Genomic DNA, 15991 nt, shown 5'->3' on the forward strand with positions numbered 1-15991 from the left:
ATATTCCTCCTATTATAAGAATTTAAGTGAGTTAAAATCACCAATTTCCAAATTATATTTTAAATATTTAGTCAAAATAAAAAATAAATACTTTTTTCTTCCTTCATCATAGATAAAGTCCTTATCTAATGAAGTATATAATAAATTGCGTAAGTAGTAAATATCTTCCTTAAAAATACTGTAAGAAGTGTAGGAATTTTTCGTAACAACACCACTTTCAAGGGAGAAAAAATTATTTTCAAAAACACTAAGAATCGGTCTGTATCCCATAAAAGACATAAACTTTAAAATAAAAGCCATGGTTTTAGCTAAGGGATCTTTGCTAGAGCATAAAATTCTTAAAATCTTTGACAAAAGGCGGTAAATATTATTTAAGCTAGAAGATTGCAAAGTTGATTTCTCTACAATTTCTAAAATAAGAGAGGCATAGCAAAGATTGGTAAAATTATTTCTCAGTTCATAGTTTGAATTTATAAGCCTACCACTTTTTATATAGTAAAAATTTCTGCCAGGTCTAAACAAATATAGACCCTCAACAAAAACCTGACTTAAACTTAAAATCGAAGACTTAGGACTGCATGAGCCCTTAGCCATTATAGAAATATTACCAAGCTCTTTAGTAAAAATTTTTAAAATCTTAGAGCTTTCACCATGTTTTCTTTCATAAATAACAATACCTTCAATAAAATCACTATTTATAGCCAAAACCCCTTACCTTATTATCATTATCTCGCCAATTTTTAGAAACCTTGACCCAAAGTTTCAAATTAACCTTAGAATCAAGCATATTTTCAAGTTCACGTCTTGCAGAAGTGCCTATTTTTTTAAGCATAGACCCGCCCTTGCCAATTACAATAGCCTTGTGGGAATCTCTTTCCACATAAATTACTGCATCTATATCATAAATCTCTTTATCTGATCTCATTTTAAATTTTTCAATACCAACGGCAAGACCGTGAGGAACTTCCTCCTGCAAAAATCTTAAACCTTTTTCTCTTATAATCTCTTCTGCTAAAAATTTCTCGCTCTTATCAGTAACATAGTCTTCTGGGTAAAACATAGGTCCTGGACTTAAATTTTCTTTAATAACCTCAATGTATTCATCAACACCATCATTTTTCATGGCAGAAATAGGAATAATATGAGAAAAAATACCAATTTTATCATAAGCTTCAATTATAGGAAAAAGCTCCTCTTTTGCAATTAAATCAATCTTATTTATTAATAAAATAATTTTTTTATCCTTTAATTTTTTAAGAGTATCAATAATACTTGAATCAAGATTACCAATTTTTTTTGAAGTATCTACAATATAAGTAATTATATCGGCTTCAGACAAGGAACTTAAAGATTCATTAAGCATGAAATTCCCAAGCTTATTTTTAGGTTTTTGAATGCCCGGCGTATCTAAAAAAACTATCTGGCAATCCTTATCTGTATATATAAAAGAAATCTTTTCCCTTGTAGTCTGAGCCTTATTGGAAATAGCAGAAATTTTTTGCCCTATAAGGGAATTTAACATAGTAGACTTGCCTACATTAGCCCTACCAACAATAGAAACATAACCTGATTTAAATTCTTTCATTTGTCCTCCAAGTCCTCTGGTCCAAAAGCAAAAGGTAAAATCTCATCCATTGTGTGAACCCTATAATCTGTTAGGGAATTTGCAACAATAATCCTTGGATTTTTAGAAAATTCTTTTATAACCTGTCTGCAAACCCCACAAGGATAAGTATAGTGTGAATCTCCAACAACAGCAATTTTTTTAATCTCTCTTTTTCCATCGCTTACTGCCTTAAAAATAGCAGTCCTTTCCGCACAGTTAGTAGGAGTTAAAGACGCATTTTCAATATTTCCTCCACAATAAACGCTCCCATCTTCCATTTCAACAGCAGCTCCCACATTATAATGAGAATAGGGAGTATAAGTCATAGTATCCCTAGCCTTAATAGCAAGTTCAATTAATTTTTTATCATCCATTATCCAATCACCTTAAAAATAAAAATAGCCACACAAATTCCCAAAATCGACCCACTAATTACTTGACCCATTGTGTGAATCTTTCCTTCAACCCTAGACTCACCAACAAGAAGAGCCAAACCGAAAGAAGCAGTAGTAACAAGAGAATTTTCAGCTACCATAGAAATAATAGTTGCAGCACAAAAAGCAATTGCACAATGACCGCTAACTGCCCCACCTTGAAAATATGTGCCGCCATTTTTTTTAGCTAAAAGAAATTTGCCACCAATGGTGAGAGCGACAACCAAAAATAAACAGACAAAAGCCAAATGATTGTCAGAATTTTTTATTTTAAAAAGAAATAAATCGCCAACAGAAGCAAACTTTTCATAAAAAATAAGATATGCACAAACAATAGCATTAATAGCCGTAATAAGAACTGCACCAGCAGAAACATCCTTAACATATTTTGCTATAGGATTGTAGTCTTGTACCACAAGATCGACAGTCCTTTCAATAGCAGTGTTGACCATCTCTGCAAAAACCACAAGAATTATAGAAAAAAGAATAATCATAAATTCAATAGAAGAAATATTAAAAAACAAGGAAAAAATCACCACTAAAAGAGCCGTCAAATAGTGGAACTTCATATTTTTTTCAGTTTTAAGAACAGAAACAATACCTTGGATAGCATAGTTAAATGAAGAAATAAAATTAAAATTTTTCAAAATATCACCTATAGATTTTAAGTTTATCCATAATTTCCTTCTCTTTAGCCCTCATGATAATCCTATCTTCCTCTTCAATGTGATCATAACCCAAAAGATGAAGGGTTGAGTGAACACAAAGATAAGATAGCTCACGTCTGTTGGAATGACCAAACTCTTTTGCCTGTGACAAAACCCTTGCCATATTAATTACAATATCGCCAAGAATAATTTTATCCTCATACTCCTCATCCATAGGAAAAGAAAGTACATCAGTAACCTTATCAACATTTCTGTAATCTCTATTTAGATTTTTAATCTCATTGTCATCAACAAAAGAAACACTAACATAATATTCTTTATCAATATTACAAAGTTCAAGACTAGCTTCAACGGACATCTTAATAATATCTAAATCCTCATCGGAAATAGGAAGTACATCCTGTCTATTTTCAAAATCAATCATCTATTTTTTTCTTTCCTTATCAAATTTATCATAAGCCGCAATAATTCGAGCCACAAGAGGATGACGAACAATATCATTCTTGGTCAAATAAGTGATGCCTATCCCCTTAACACCATCAAGAATCTTAAGAACAGTTTTAAGCCCTGAAGATTTGCCACGAGGAAGGTCAATTTGAGTAATATCACCAGTAATAATAGCCCTAGAACCAAAACCAAGTCTTGTTAAAAACATCTTCATCTGCTCGTTAGTAGTGTTTTGCGCCTCATCAAGAATAACAAAAGCATTATCCAAAGTCCTACCTCTCATGTAAGCAAGAGGAGCAACTTCAATCAGACCCTTTTCCACATATGATTGGTAAGTATCGCCACCCAAAATATCAAAAAGAGCGTCATAAAGAGGTCTTAAATAAGGATCAACTTTATTTTGTAAATCTCCAGGCAAAAAACCCAAATTTTCACCAGCTTCAACAGCAGGTCTTGTCAAAATAATCCTATTAATTTCCTTAGCCTTAAAAGCACGAACGGCAAAAGCCATAGCAAGATAAGTCTTGCCAGTACCGGCAGGCCCTATGCCAAAAGTAATATCATTAGAAAAAATAGTTTCAATGTATCTTTTTTGACCCAAAGTTTTAGCCTTGATGGGCTTACCCATAGACGTGTAAACCAAAGTATCATTTAAAAGCTCGGAAATAGATCTGGATTCATTTTTTTTAATAAGCTCAATAGAATAACGAACATCACTAAGAGTTAGACTATCCTGTTTTTTTAAAATTTCCAATAAATTATAAATTAAAAGTTCAGCATTTTCAACGCACTCTTGACTTCCGCTAATCTCAATCTTGCCAAGTCTGTCACGAACTTTAACATCAAAAGACTCCTCAATAAGTTTAATATTTTCATCTAATTTGCCAAAAAGAAGAGCCTCAGAATTAGAATTATTAATTTCAATAGACCTTATAATATTTCCCAAAAAATACCTCCCAAATTACTTAAATAATACCATAAAAGAGGATTTTTTTCCATATATATGATTTAGGGTAAAATTAAACTCATATTCTAAATAAAATAAATTTTTGTTGACATAAATAAACACTTGTTCTATAATTCTACATGAGGCCTCAATAAAAAGGAGGAAATTATCGCGATAAATTTTTAAATATGAAATTAGAAAGGAAAACAAAAGAAAAAGACAAAGAAAAACAAATACAAGAAGAAAAAGAGGAATACGAAAAATTAAACGAACAGGTTAAACTAGCAATACTCGGTGATGGAAAAGCAAAATTAAAAGTAGTAGAAATGCTAAGTCCCCTAATAAAATATTCAATAAAAAGGTACTGCCCCATCTATGAAGAATACCAAGACCTTTACCAAGATTCAGTTTTAATAGTCCTAAACTGTTTAGAAAACTTCGACCAAAAAAGGTCCTTCCCCAAATATGTCAAGTCATATTTGAGATATTTCCTACTAGATACCTTCAGATATTTGTCACAAAAACCCGACATGGACTCAAAATACAAAGAAGGAGAAGATATATTAGAAAAAATAGAAGATAATATAAACATCGAAAAAGAATATGAAAGAAAATTAGAAAACATTGCTCTTACAAAAGCCATAAAAGAATTGCCACCAAGACAAAGACAAATAATAGTCCTATACTATTTAGAAAATATGAGTATAAAAGAAATAGGTCAAAAAATGGCAATATCAAAATGGACAGTAGTATCAGCCAAGAAAAAAGCACTAAAGAAACTAAGGAGTAAAATAAATGATAATAGATAAAAGACTAATAAAATATAACTATCAAAACAGACAAGGAAATCTCATAAAATATATAGTGGTTCATGACACAGCAAACACAAACATATCAGCCGATGCCATAAACCATTACAGATACTTTGCAGGAGGCAACAGAAAAGCATCAGCCCATTATTTTGTAGACGATAAAAGAGTAGTAGAAATAATAGAAGACGCTTACGCATCATGGCACTGCGGAGATGGAAGAGGAAAATATGGAATAACAAACAATAACTCAATAGGAGTAGAAATCTGCGTAAATTCAGACGGAAATTACAAAAAAGCCGTAGAAAATACCCTATCACTGGTAAGAGAACTTATGAAAACATACAATATCCCCATAAAAAATGTAGTCAGACACTTTGACGCATCAAGAAAAATCTGCCCACGCTCCATGTCAGAAAATAATTGGGCAAAATGGTGGGAATTTAAGGCAAAACTATAAACCTTAAATACATATAAAACTGGGACTAAACAATAGTCCTTATTTTTTTTATTTTTTAAGGGACTGTCCCTTTTCTTACCTTAGTCTTAATTCCCTTAAATTTTTTTTAAAATTGAGTAACAACTTTTTCTTATTTTTCATATATATAATACAGGAGGTGAAAACAATGGCAAAGGTCAATGTTTCAAGAAAATTAAAAACTAAGTTAAACGCAGGTTTGGGAAAGAATGGCAAAGAAAGCTATAAGACAATTTCCCTTGACAGAGTAGAAGAAAATGTCTCTACCGAAAATGCCTTAAAAGTTGGCGAGTTTATTGGAAAAATTGTCGACAAAAAGGTTAAGTCTGTAACTAAAGTTAGTGAAGAAGAAATCACAAGTGAACTATAAGAAAGGAGAATTAAATGAGTAAATCTTTAAGACTTGAATTTGAAGATCAAGAAGAAAACAAGGCGACTATATCCATAAGTGAGCCAAAAGATAGTTTAACTAAAGCGGAAGCCAAAGAATTTGGAGATTTTTTAGTTAGCAACTCAATTGTCAGGGGCAAAAAAGCCAAATTAAATAAGTTTGATAAAGCTTTTATAGTCACTCGTACAGAAGTTGAATTAGTTTAAGGACTAAAACATGATGGATGAACTTTTACAAAATATTGCCAACATTGGCTTTCCAATAGCTTTGTCGGCATATCTTTTGGTAAGGCTTGAAAGCAGAATGGAGGAGCTTAAAACCTCCATAATTAATCTCACAAAAGCGGTGGAAGAATTTTCCATTAAAAGGGATTAATTTTTTTACATAATTTTGGACTGGCGAAGGTTTCTTTGCTGGTCTTTTTTTGTTGCAGGAGAAAAGAAAAAAGGAAAGTAAAGAAAAAAGAAAAGGGACAGTCCCAAGTCGTAAAATTCAACAATCAGCCTTCGCTTCGCTTGGCTTCTTGTGAATTTCTGACATGAGACCTGCCACAAAATCAAAGATTTTGGGCTAGGGCTTCAAGGGACTATACCTGTTAAACTCCCCCGATTAAAAGAAAAATAAAAAAATCAAAAAGCTTTTAATCTGCTTCGTTCTTTATTTTTTCCCAAACTTCTTTAAATAGTTTAGTGAAACTTATTTCTACCTTACTTCTTAATTCTTCGTAATTCTTTATATATTCATAATATGTATATTTCTTTACCTCATGAGTTTCTATTGACTCTATTTCAATTATCCCCTCTTTTATTAAAATATATTTTTCTAATTCTTTTGCAAAAATATATTTATTGTAGTTTTTTATTGCATCAAGTGCTTCTTTATCATCTTTATCATCTTTATCATCTTCATGGTTAATGTTAAAAATTATCTTGTAATAAAGTTCTGTAACTTTATCCTCATCCTCTCTTTTTATTTCTCCATTTCTTGTGAGTTTTAAGTATTCTGATAAATTATATTGTAACCTATGTAGCCACTTTATTCTCTCTTTGGTGACAATTTCTTTAAAGGACTTTTTTCTGTTGATGTTAAAGCCTTCAAAAACTCCTGCTGCTGTTATAAGGGCAGGTAATATTATCTTAAGGTTAGAAAGAAAATAATAAGTCCTTGTGTCTTCTTTGCAAGAAAGGAAAAGATAAATAAGAAGCAAAAGGAGAACGAAAAAGCAAAAAAAATGTCTTAGGATGGATGAATTTTTTATGCAATTATTGACTTTTTTGGGGACAGTCCCAAAGGGACAGTCCCCTTTGTTTGGGTTGTCTTTGGTGTTTTTAAAATTATCTTGGCTCATGTTAGCATCTCCTTAAGCTAATTATAACAAATAAAGTTTTTGTGAGAAAGAAAAAAGGGAAAAAGAAATGTAAAGAAAAAAAGTTAAAAAAGGTACAGTCCTCGATTGAAGGGGGTCTGTCCTTAGTCGTAAAATTCAACAATCAGCCTTCGCTTCGCTTGGCTTCTTGTGAATTTCTGACATGAGACCTGCCACAAAATCAAAGATTTTGGGCTAGGGCTTCAAGGGACAGTCCACAATTGACTGCAAGATAAAAATTAAATGAAAAGGGACAGTCCCAACAGGGACAGTCCCTAATACATACAGTTGCCAGTCCCTAATGCATATGTAAAAAGAAAAACTCAAGGTTTCCCTTGAGTTTTATCTTTAAATTAGCTTGAACTAATTATTTTAAAGTTACATTTACTGTTGCAGTTTGTGGAGAAGTTACTCCAGAAACTGTAGTTTCAACAGTAACAGTTACTGGTACTGTTGTTCCTGCAACTGTTCCAATATCAGCAGTTGTTAATGCTTTGATTGTAACATTAGCTGGTAATTTAGTTATTGTTGCAAGTTTTTCATTTACTGCATTAAGAATATTAGCATTTTGAATAGCTGAATTAGCATCTTTTTTAGCTTCAGGTGCTAAAGCTCCAATTGCTGCTTTTAATGTTGCAATTTCTGTATTCTTATCTGCAGCAGCTTTTTCTGCTTTCTTATCAGCAATAGCCTTTAAAGAAGCTTTCTTATATGTGCCATCAGTTAATTTAGCAACAGCTTCTTCAGCTTCCTTAACTGCTTGTTCAGTAATAGCAGCACCTGCTTGTCCATTTAATGTTGCTAATTTTGCAACAGCAGCATTATAAAGAGTTTCGTAAGCATTTAATTCTTTGCCTAATGTTTCTTGCTTAGCTAAATCTTCAACTTTGTCAATTAAAGTTTCAACATCTGCTTTATTAATTGTAGCAGGATCATCTTTATATTGATTTAATTTATATCTAGCATTTTTTTCTGCTTGAGTCATATCAGAATTAACTTCAGCTACTTCAACTGGCTTATTAGTAGCATTATATCTGAAGTCATAAGCAGTTTGAACACCCTTATCAGTGTAAACATAATCTACTTTGAAAGCAAACATATCTGCTTTTCTAGCAAATGTAGCTAATTTTTCAGCAACAGCTTTATTTACTCTGAATAATGTTGGACCGCTCATAGCATCAGCATCTAATAGATCTCTTTCAACGTCAATAACAACATTTGAATACAAACCGTCAACTGGTCTAACTTCAATAATTTTACCAACTCTTTGTTTTGCGTTAACCATTGGAAGAACGCCTTTGATAGATCCTTCAAGAGCTGTATCTTTTGGTAAGATAGAAATTATTTCAGCTACGTTATTAGCTTTATCTGTTTTGTGATTTTCAACTCTAAATTGAATTACAGAACCATTTTCTAACTTATTAAGTTTAGTGAAGATATCTGCATCTCTAATATCAAGAGTTGTATAGTCATTATATCTGTCAACGATTCTTAATTCATCATCGTTTGCATATACAACTTTAACTACTGGATATTTTACAACATCTGAGTGGTCAATCTTGATAGTAGCTTCTTGATTTGATCTCCAACCTAATACTTCGATTACATCATAAAGATCTCCATCATAATTGAATGGGAATCCGAATGTATTCATAGCATTATCTCTTTCAAATCTCTTACCATCAGTATTTTCAACTGTAGTAATGTAATTTGATCTAGTAGTGTTTATTACTCTGTAAAGATCTCCACCTTGTTCTTTAGAAACAACGTTAAATACTATAACCTTAGCAGTGTGTTTTTCAGTTCCAACTCTAAGTTCTCCGTATGTTGGGTTAAGGCTTGAATTGTCATAACCTGCATATACGTTTGGAATTCTGTATCCATTGTAATTTTGGAATCCGATTAAAGAAAGAGCTTCGTTAATTCCAGAAACCTTCTTCATAATATTGTTGTATGGGTTAGCTACATAAACTTCAGTGCTGTCTTTAATAGCTAAATCAATACCAGTGTTATTTGAGAAGTGGAATTTAATAGTCTTTGCAGAAGTTTTGTCAGAATTGAAAGCAATTGTTACATAAGATTTTAAATCCCTTGTATCTTTATCCTTTAGTGTGCCAATAGCTTTATAATTATAAGTTTCTGCAGTGTTTTCAGCAACACCCTTCCAAACATCGTTAGGTGCTTTTGTACCTTCAAGAGAATTTACTGCCAATTGTTCTGGATCACCAAGTACAAGAATGTGAGTTACTTCGTTCTTGTCATTAACTAAAACTCTTACTAGAGAACCTAAATAATAGTTTTGGTTTTGCATTAATCTAACAAGTACAACATTGCTTCTCTTTTCAAGACTGTTTACAAATACTGTTTTTTCAGTAATTTTGTATTCTTTAGAAGTATCTTGGTTTAGTTGTAATTTGTTATTATTTAAATCAGAAAGGATTCCTCTAACTTCGTTATTTGGAACTTGTTTGAATTCTTTCATAGCAAATAATGCATTATAAACCATTGTGAAAGCGTCAGCTCTTGTTGCGAATGCGTTAGAATCTTCGATTTTTACATCTTCTAAGATTCCAAGTTCTTTAGCCCATAGTAACCAACTTGTTGCCCATTTAGCATTTTTAACCATATCTTCTGTTAAATCTTTTTTAACTAGAACAACTAACATTTTTGCAAGTTCTGCATATGTTACGTTTTGATCTGGTTTGAAAGATTTGTCAGGATATCCTGCTAGCATTGCAATTTTGTTAGCATCTGATGGTCTAGTAGTACCAACAGAGATAACTCCGTTTGCCCAGTGTTTAGTGTCAACATCTGTGTAAAGTTTCATTGCACCTTGTAGTGAATTAGCTAATTCTTCATTACCGTTAGCTAATACTAAAAGTCTTGTGATTTCAGCTCTAGTGATATTTTTGTCATATCCCATAGAACCATCTTCGTAACCTTTAACAAATTTCTTGTCAACGATGTATTGGATTTTGTTATCTTTTCCAACTACTTTTTCGACTTTTTCGCCAGCTTTTGGAGCTTCTTTTTTAGTTTCTTCAACTTTAGCATCCTTTTTTGCTGGTTCTTCTGTTTTTTCGGCTGCGAAGACACTTGTGAATGTTCCAAGTACCATAACTAGTGCTAGTACTAAGGAAATTACTTTTTTGTTCATAGTCTTGCGACCTCCTTAAAAAAATTTTTGTAGACTCTACAAAAGTCTTGTTTCGGATAAACCGAACAGAGGTGCAATTAAACGTCCTTGCGAATATTTAATTGTCATTTTCCTCTTTACAAATACTATTATACACTAAATTTTGTAAAGTAAAGTTACGTTTATATTACAAAAATTTGATGTATGAAACATTTAAGAAATATTTTTAATATTTATAAGTGCTTTTGTATTTGTTATATGAATTATAGCAGATTGAATTTATAAATGTCAATTTTTTATTAGCTATTGAACTTATTAGTAAAGTAAGTTGGGGTTCTTTGTATTTATTTTTTATATGATATATGGGAGTTTTCTTGAAGTGTAGGGATTTTTTTAAATTTATATGAATTTTTTATTTTTGTTATTTTTTAATTCTTATAAATTTTATGTAAAGAACTTGAAAATTATAAATTATGATGATATAATGAGTAAGGTCATGGCGACATAGCCAAGTGGTAAGGCACGGGTCTGCAACACCCTTACCGCCGGTTCAAATCCGGCTGTCGCCTCCATCTTTTTGCTTAGTTTTTACTAAGCTTTTTTTTTGCTTTTCTTGACTTTTTTCTTATTTACTTTATTTCATAAAAAAAGAGCCTTGAAGGCTCTTTATCTCTATTAATTTTCCTATATGTTTTTATAAATAGTTTTGTTGCATGTTTAGATAAAAGTGATTTTTAGATCTATTAGACCTATGTTTCTTATAATTTAGATTATTTTGGTGCAGGAAAGGGGACTTGAACCCCCACGCAAAATTGCACATGCTTCTGAGACATGCCTGTCTGCCAATTCCAGCATTCCTACCCTTTTTACATTAAAATGATATGATAATTTTTTATTATTGTCAAATTTTTATAAGCTATTTTTTATTTTTTATTTTAGTTTTTCAACATAAAAAAATTTACACTGTTAAAATCTCATCTTCAAATGAGCTTTGACAATGTAAATTTTTATGTTTTTTTTTACTTTTCTTTAGTATTTATTTGTATTGCTTTATTATATATTTCTTCTAGGTCTTTTAAGTCAAGCTTATAGTCTTTGTTGCAGAAGTAACAATTTATGCTTGCTTTTTTGTCTTCTTCTATTATTTCTTTTATTTCTTTTGGACCTATTGATATAAGGGCATCTTTTACCTTTTCTAGGGAGCAATTGCATTTGTAGGAAATTTCTTTTTTCTCTAATATTTTTACATCAAAACCTTGGCTTATTTTTTCTAAGAGATCGTAAGCGTCATAGCCTTGTGCCACGAGGTGGCTGATTGATTTTAATGTTTTTAGGTTTTCTTCTAGTTTTCTTATCTCTTCCTCTCCTGCTCCTGGCATCATCTGAATTATAAAACCTGCTGATGCTTTTATTGTTATATCTTTATCGACTAAAACTCCAAGACCGACCGCTGATGGTACTTGGTCTGATTTTAAGAAATAATTGGCAAGGTCTTCTCCTATTTCTCCTGAAATAAGGGGAACTGTGCCGTGATAAGGTTCTTTTAATCCATTATCTATTGTTATTGTCAATAGACCCTTTCCCACTAATCCCCCTACGTCAAGTTTTCCTGTTTTTTTATTTAGGGGTAAATCTTCTTGGGGGTTTGCTATGAAGGCTTTGATATATCCGTCATTTTTTCCTGTTACTATGATATTTTTTGCTGGACCATCTGATTTTATATTAAAAGTTATGGTGTCTTTTGGGTTTTTTAGCCACGATGCCATAATCGCTGTTGCTGTTAGACTTCGTCCAAGTGCTGCTGATGCTGTGGGGCTTGTCTTGTGAATTTTTCTTGCCTCTTCCACTAGATCTGTTGTTATTGCAAGGGCAAATCTAACTTTTTCTTCTTTATCTATTGCCTTTAAAATGTATCCCATTTAACCTCTTTTCTTTACTACATAGACTAATCTGTCTGCTTTTTCTATTTGTTTTGAATTTTTATAGTCTTTATATATTTCTATTGATTTAAAACCGACTTGTTCTAGTAATGATTTTACTTTTTTGATCGGGTATGCTCTTTCTAAGTGTTCTTCATAAAATCTTCTGTATAAATCTTCTTTTTCTTCTACAAAAAAGTTGACACAGTAGTGGTTTATGCTTTTATTTTCATCGAAGTAATTTTCCCATGAGTAAAATATGTCATCTATCTCATCTACATATGCCCTATCCATCTTTAAAAATTTTTCTTTGGTGTTCATATCAAATATGAAAATTCCATTATCTTCTAGGGCTTGGTAGACACATTTAAAAGATGAAAGCAAGTCTTCTTCTTTTAATAGATAATTGTATGAGTCGCAAAGACATAGGACTGCATCATATTTATTTAGGGTTTTAAAATTTATCATATCTGCCTTGAAGAAAAATACATTTTTTACCTTATTTTGAGCTATACTCAACATATTTTCAGATATGTCAAAGGCATGAAGGTGGTATTTTTCCCCTAAGATTTTTGTAAAATTACCAGTTCCTGTTGCCATCTCCAATACTTTTATTTGCCTATCTCCTAAGATATTAAATAAAAATTCTGAATTTTCTTTGTAGGGAAAATCATACATTAATTTATCGTAGACTTGGGCAAATTCATTATAAATCATTTTTTTCAAGCTCTTCTAAGATTTTGGTCAAAACTTCTGATGAATTTTCATGAAATACAATGTCTGCATGGTGATCATAGGGTGTTGGGCTTTGGTTTATTATGATTAAATTGTCTGCATATCTTGGGAGCATATTTACTGGTGATACTGTAAGGGATGTACCGACTACTATTAGGGTATCTGTGTCTTCCATCTCATCTATTGCATCTTCAAAATCTTTGGGCATCATATCTCCAAACATTACAACATTTGGTCTTAAAGTTCCTCCGCAGGTGCATTTGGGAGGAATTTGTCCTTGGTCTACTTTTTCTTTTAATAATTCAAAGGGATAAGTTTTGCCACAGTCCATACAGTGGATGCCACGAGTTTCTCCATGAACTTCATATATGTTTGAGCTTTGTGCCTTGTAGTGAAGGTTGTCTATATTTTGAGTTATTATTCCCTTTATCAGTCCCATTTTTTCCATCTTGGCAAGGGCAAGGTGACCTTTGTTTGGTTTTTTACTGTTTAGGTCGAGAAGAATTTTGTAACCTTCCTTATAAAATTTTTCAGGCTCATTTAATAGCCTATCTTTTGACAAGCTCCTTACGGGATCCATATCTTTATAGTATCCGTTTTTGCCTCTGAAATCGGGTATGCCTGAATCGGTTGAAATTCCTGCCCCTGTTAGTGCCATAACTTTTGATGAATTTTTTATCAATTGGCACGCTTGTTTTATCTTATCCATTAGTCCTCCTTAAAAAACAATGTAATAGTATATTATATATAAAATTACAAGACCTAATATTGGTACAAAATTAAATAAATCTATGCCTTCAACTTGCCTGTAAACCAAACGACCTTCTTTATTTTTCAAACTTTCTTTTTTGAAATGTTTAAACAAAAACTTAAGTAATATTGATGATATTATTGATATCAGAATTAAAAGAATTATGATAAATAGTTGAAGTGAGCCGATTTCTCTTGCGATTTTTGTCTGCCATAGGAGTTTGAAAAAGTCATCTCCCACATATCTTGAAAATAAAACTGCTATAACATTATTTGTAAAGTGAGCAATAATTGCTGCATATATAGAGTTTGTCAAATTCAAAATATTTGCAAAAAGTATGGCTAGCAAAAGTGGTGCCATAAAGTTTTGTATGTCGAAGTGGAAGAGGGCAAAAACAAGTGATGACATAAGGATTGCAAATTTTGAACCGAATATCTCATAGGCATTCATCACTGTTGCTCTGAAAAATACTTCTTCACAAATGGCTGGAACTATACAATAAAATATAAGGTAGTTATACATAGATGTATCTAGGGTTATAAGCTGATGAGTACTGTTTTTAAATTCCATTACACTAGAAAATAAGGACATGAAAAGTCCATTTAGAAGTAAAATAATGGGATAGGCTAGTATAACTATTGTTATCGTAAAGAAAATATCTTTGAGAGAAATTTTATTTAATCTCAAGATTGATCTTGTGTAACCTGTCCTTGCAATTAAAAGTGCTGGTAGGAGTACAATCAATAGTTCTGTAATAAGCTGACCAAAAAAATCATATTTTTTCTGTATGTCGAAACCTATTGTCAGAAAAACAATGGCTAGTATTAAAATTAGGGTGTTTACCGAAAGTACATTCAGATACTTTTTCTTATATTTTCTTATTTTTTCACTCATAGCAGTATATATATGGTATGTTTCTGTAGTATTTGCCGTAATTTAGTCCGTATCCAACTATAAATAAGTCATCTATTACAAAGCCGACATAATCTGATTTTATATCAACTTTTCTTCTTGATGGCTTGTCTAAAAGTGTAACTGTTTTTATTGATAGTGGATTTTTTTCTCTCAGATGGTTTTGGACATAATTCATTGTGTATCCCGAATCTAAAATATCATCTATTATTAATATATTTCTGCCACTAACTTGGGAACGAACATCTGAAATTATATCTACAATACCTGCTGATTTTTCTTCATCTCCATAGGATGAAGTTGTGATAAAGTCTATCTCAATTTTTTTGTCTGTGTAGTTACTAATCTCTCTTATAAGGTCGGCAGCAAAAATAAATGAGCCTCTTAAAAGGGAAATTGCAAGCAAGTCCTCTCCTTCTATATCCTTGGCTATATCTTTGGCAAGGCTTTGGACTTTTTCTTTTATATCTTGTTGTGTAAAAAGAATTCTCTTGTTATTTTTCATATATCCTCCATTTCTTATATTATAACAAATGAATAGATAATTTCCATTAACTAATTGCCTTGGGTAGTTATTTTATATATAATTGGAATTAAGGGAAGGTGATGATGGGTGTTAGACAAAGATATAGCAAAAAATAAGCTTATTATTTTGTATATTATAGATAATTTTAATCATGAGTTGGAAGAAAGTGAACTGAATTTTTTGGTTCTTAATATGGAACTGTTCAACTATTTTTACTTTAAAGAATGTCTTTGTGATATGGAAACTTTTGGTCTTATTTTATTTGATGATAATAAAAAATATTATATTTCAGACCTCGGTAAAAATACCCTTGATACCTTTATAAAGGAAATTCCTCAAGATTTCTTGGATAAGCTTAACGCTTACAGAGATGATTTTACTAAGTATTTGAGGGATAAAAATTCTTTAAAGATAAATATTTTTAAGGAAGATGATTCTTATTATTGTAAACTTGCCATTAATGATGGAGATATATGTGTTATGAATTTGAAAATTGAAGTTGCAAATAAAGATATGGCAAATATTATTTCTGAAAATTTTAAGAATAATCCACAGATAATTTATAAAAAAATTCTTGGGATTTTGATGATGGACAATTAAAGCTGATAAAGGATAAGGGACAGTCCCAAGAGGGACAGTCCCTGATTTTTGTGTTTCGTTGAGGGGGCCTGTCCTTTAGGACTGTCCCCCGTAACAAGAAGCCAAGCGAAGCGAAGGCTGATTGTTGAATTTTACGACTAGGACTGTCCCCCGATTTAAAATAACTGGACTGTCGAAATTCAAAAAATTTAAAAAAAGGGACAGTCCTTTATTTTGGTGTTTGATGATGGAGGAATAATAATTGATAAAGAAAAAGGGACAGTCCCT

19 protein-coding genes and 2 tRNA genes are annotated in these 15991 nt (G+C 31.6%); 7 read left to right on the top strand and 14 right to left on the bottom strand.

Annotated elements, in window-relative coordinates; translation table 11 throughout:
• Positions 1-12: 12 nt before the first annotated feature.
• The 6 genes from recO to HMPREF9131_RS02840 are packed head-to-tail and all read right to left on the bottom strand — an operon-like array spanning position 13 to position 4101.
• Complete coding sequence (gene recO, locus HMPREF9131_RS02815) at positions 13-705, bottom strand: DNA repair protein RecO (RefSeq protein WP_009345278.1); 693 nt, start codon at positions 703-705, stop codon at positions 13-15.
• The gene (gene era / locus HMPREF9131_RS02820; protein WP_009345291.1) at positions 692-1585 is read right to left on the bottom strand and encodes a GTPase Era; all 894 of its coding nucleotides are present in this window, start codon (positions 1583-1585) and stop codon (positions 692-694) included. The genes recO and era overlap by 14 nt, the downstream gene beginning before the upstream one ends.
• Positions 1582-1980, bottom strand: coding sequence for a cytidine deaminase (locus HMPREF9131_RS02825; RefSeq protein ID WP_004824865.1), 399 nt, complete (start codon positions 1978-1980; stop codon positions 1582-1584). The genes era and HMPREF9131_RS02825 overlap by 4 nt, the downstream gene beginning before the upstream one ends.
• Entirely contained in the window at positions 1980-2687 is a 708-nt protein-coding gene (locus HMPREF9131_RS02830; protein WP_004824860.1) for a diacylglycerol kinase, read from the bottom strand. The genes HMPREF9131_RS02825 and HMPREF9131_RS02830 overlap by 1 nt, the downstream gene beginning before the upstream one ends.
• Positions 2688-2691: 4 nt before the next feature.
• Positions 2692-3132 carry an rRNA maturation RNase YbeY gene (gene ybeY, locus HMPREF9131_RS02835; protein ID WP_009345248.1) on the bottom strand — a complete coding sequence of 147 codons (441 nt, stop codon included), beginning with the start codon at positions 3130-3132 and terminating at the stop codon, positions 2692-2694.
• Complete coding sequence (locus HMPREF9131_RS02840; RefSeq protein WP_004824818.1) at positions 3133-4101, bottom strand: PhoH family protein; 969 nt, start codon at positions 4099-4101, stop codon at positions 3133-3135.
• Positions 4102-4289: 188 nt separating this feature from the next.
• Here HMPREF9131_RS02840 and HMPREF9131_RS02845 point away from each other — a divergent pair, with 188 nt between their 5' ends.
• From HMPREF9131_RS02845 to HMPREF9131_RS08205, 5 genes are all read left to right on the top strand, one after another.
• The gene (locus HMPREF9131_RS02845) at positions 4290-4910 is read left to right on the top strand and encodes a sigma-70 family RNA polymerase sigma factor (protein ID WP_009345258.1); all 621 of its coding nucleotides are present in this window, start codon (positions 4290-4292) and stop codon (positions 4908-4910) included.
• Positions 4897-5370 (top strand): N-acetylmuramoyl-L-alanine amidase family protein, encoded by a 474-nt coding sequence (locus HMPREF9131_RS02850; RefSeq protein ID WP_009345246.1) that lies wholly within the window; start codon positions 4897-4899, stop codon positions 5368-5370. Before HMPREF9131_RS02845 ends, HMPREF9131_RS02850 begins: the two co-directional genes overlap by 14 nt.
• 166 nt (positions 5371-5536) lie before the next feature.
• Positions 5537-5758 carry a hypothetical protein gene (locus HMPREF9131_RS02855; RefSeq protein WP_009345244.1) on the top strand — a complete coding sequence of 74 codons (222 nt, stop codon included), beginning with the start codon at positions 5537-5539 and terminating at the stop codon, positions 5756-5758.
• Between the two features lie 14 nt (positions 5759-5772).
• Complete coding sequence (locus HMPREF9131_RS02860) at positions 5773-5985, top strand: DUF2922 domain-containing protein (protein ID WP_009345288.1); 213 nt, start codon at positions 5773-5775, stop codon at positions 5983-5985.
• Positions 5986-5995: 10 nt separating this feature from the next.
• Positions 5996-6154 (top strand): YvrJ family protein, encoded by a 159-nt coding sequence (locus HMPREF9131_RS08205; protein WP_019034410.1) that lies wholly within the window; start codon positions 5996-5998, stop codon positions 6152-6154.
• 265 nt (positions 6155-6419) lie between these two features.
• Here the strand turns inward: HMPREF9131_RS08205 and HMPREF9131_RS02865 are convergent, their stop codons facing one another.
• Complete coding sequence (locus HMPREF9131_RS02865; RefSeq protein WP_009345261.1) at positions 6420-7127, bottom strand: hypothetical protein; 708 nt, start codon at positions 7125-7127, stop codon at positions 6420-6422.
• Between the two features lie 385 nt (positions 7128-7512).
• On the bottom strand, positions 7513-10302 hold the full coding sequence (locus tag HMPREF9131_RS02870) for an S-layer homology domain-containing protein (protein WP_009345255.1): 2790 nt from the start codon (positions 10300-10302) through the stop codon (positions 7513-7515).
• Between the two features lie 477 nt (positions 10303-10779).
• Between HMPREF9131_RS02870 and HMPREF9131_RS02875 the strand changes: the two genes are divergently transcribed.
• Positions 10780-10853: transfer RNA gene (locus HMPREF9131_RS02875), tRNA-Cys, on the top strand.
• Positions 10854-11057: 204 nt separating this feature from the next.
• On the opposite strand, the gene HMPREF9131_RS02880 is transcribed toward HMPREF9131_RS02875, so the two are convergent.
• The 6 genes from HMPREF9131_RS02880 to hpt all read right to left on the bottom strand — a co-directional run bounded on the left by HMPREF9131_RS02880 (position 11058) and on the right by hpt (position 15103).
• A tRNA-Leu gene (locus HMPREF9131_RS02880) sits at positions 11058-11142 on the bottom strand.
• Between the two features lie 158 nt (positions 11143-11300).
• The gene (hslO, locus tag HMPREF9131_RS02885; protein WP_009345247.1) at positions 11301-12200 is read right to left on the bottom strand and encodes an Hsp33 family molecular chaperone HslO; all 900 of its coding nucleotides are present in this window, start codon (positions 12198-12200) and stop codon (positions 11301-11303) included.
• The gene (locus HMPREF9131_RS02890) at positions 12201-12917 is read right to left on the bottom strand and encodes a class I SAM-dependent methyltransferase (RefSeq protein ID WP_009345242.1); all 717 of its coding nucleotides are present in this window, start codon (positions 12915-12917) and stop codon (positions 12201-12203) included. It lies immediately after the preceding gene.
• The gene (locus HMPREF9131_RS02895) at positions 12907-13644 is read right to left on the bottom strand and encodes an NAD-dependent deacylase (protein ID WP_009345274.1); all 738 of its coding nucleotides are present in this window, start codon (positions 13642-13644) and stop codon (positions 12907-12909) included. The genes HMPREF9131_RS02890 and HMPREF9131_RS02895 overlap by 11 nt, the downstream gene beginning before the upstream one ends.
• Before the next feature lie 9 nt (positions 13645-13653).
• Complete coding sequence (locus HMPREF9131_RS02900; RefSeq protein WP_009345245.1) at positions 13654-14580, bottom strand: CPBP family intramembrane glutamic endopeptidase; 927 nt, start codon at positions 14578-14580, stop codon at positions 13654-13656.
• Entirely contained in the window at positions 14573-15103 is a 531-nt protein-coding gene (gene hpt / locus HMPREF9131_RS02905) for a hypoxanthine phosphoribosyltransferase (RefSeq protein ID WP_009345254.1), read from the bottom strand. The genes HMPREF9131_RS02900 and hpt overlap by 8 nt, the downstream gene beginning before the upstream one ends.
• Before the next feature lie 108 nt (positions 15104-15211).
• Between hpt and HMPREF9131_RS02910 the strand changes: the two genes are divergently transcribed.
• Positions 15212-15724: a DUF4364 family protein gene (locus tag HMPREF9131_RS02910; protein WP_009345249.1), complete on the top strand. Its 513-nt coding sequence runs from the start codon at positions 15212-15214 to the stop codon at positions 15722-15724.
• The last annotated feature ends 267 nt before the right edge of the window (positions 15725-15991 follow it).

The organism is Peptoniphilus sp. oral taxon 836 str. F0141, assembly GCF_000179335.1.
In the GTDB taxonomy this organism is placed as follows: domain Bacteria; phylum Bacillota; class Clostridia; order Tissierellales; family Peptoniphilaceae; genus Peptoniphilus_A; species Peptoniphilus_A lacrimalis.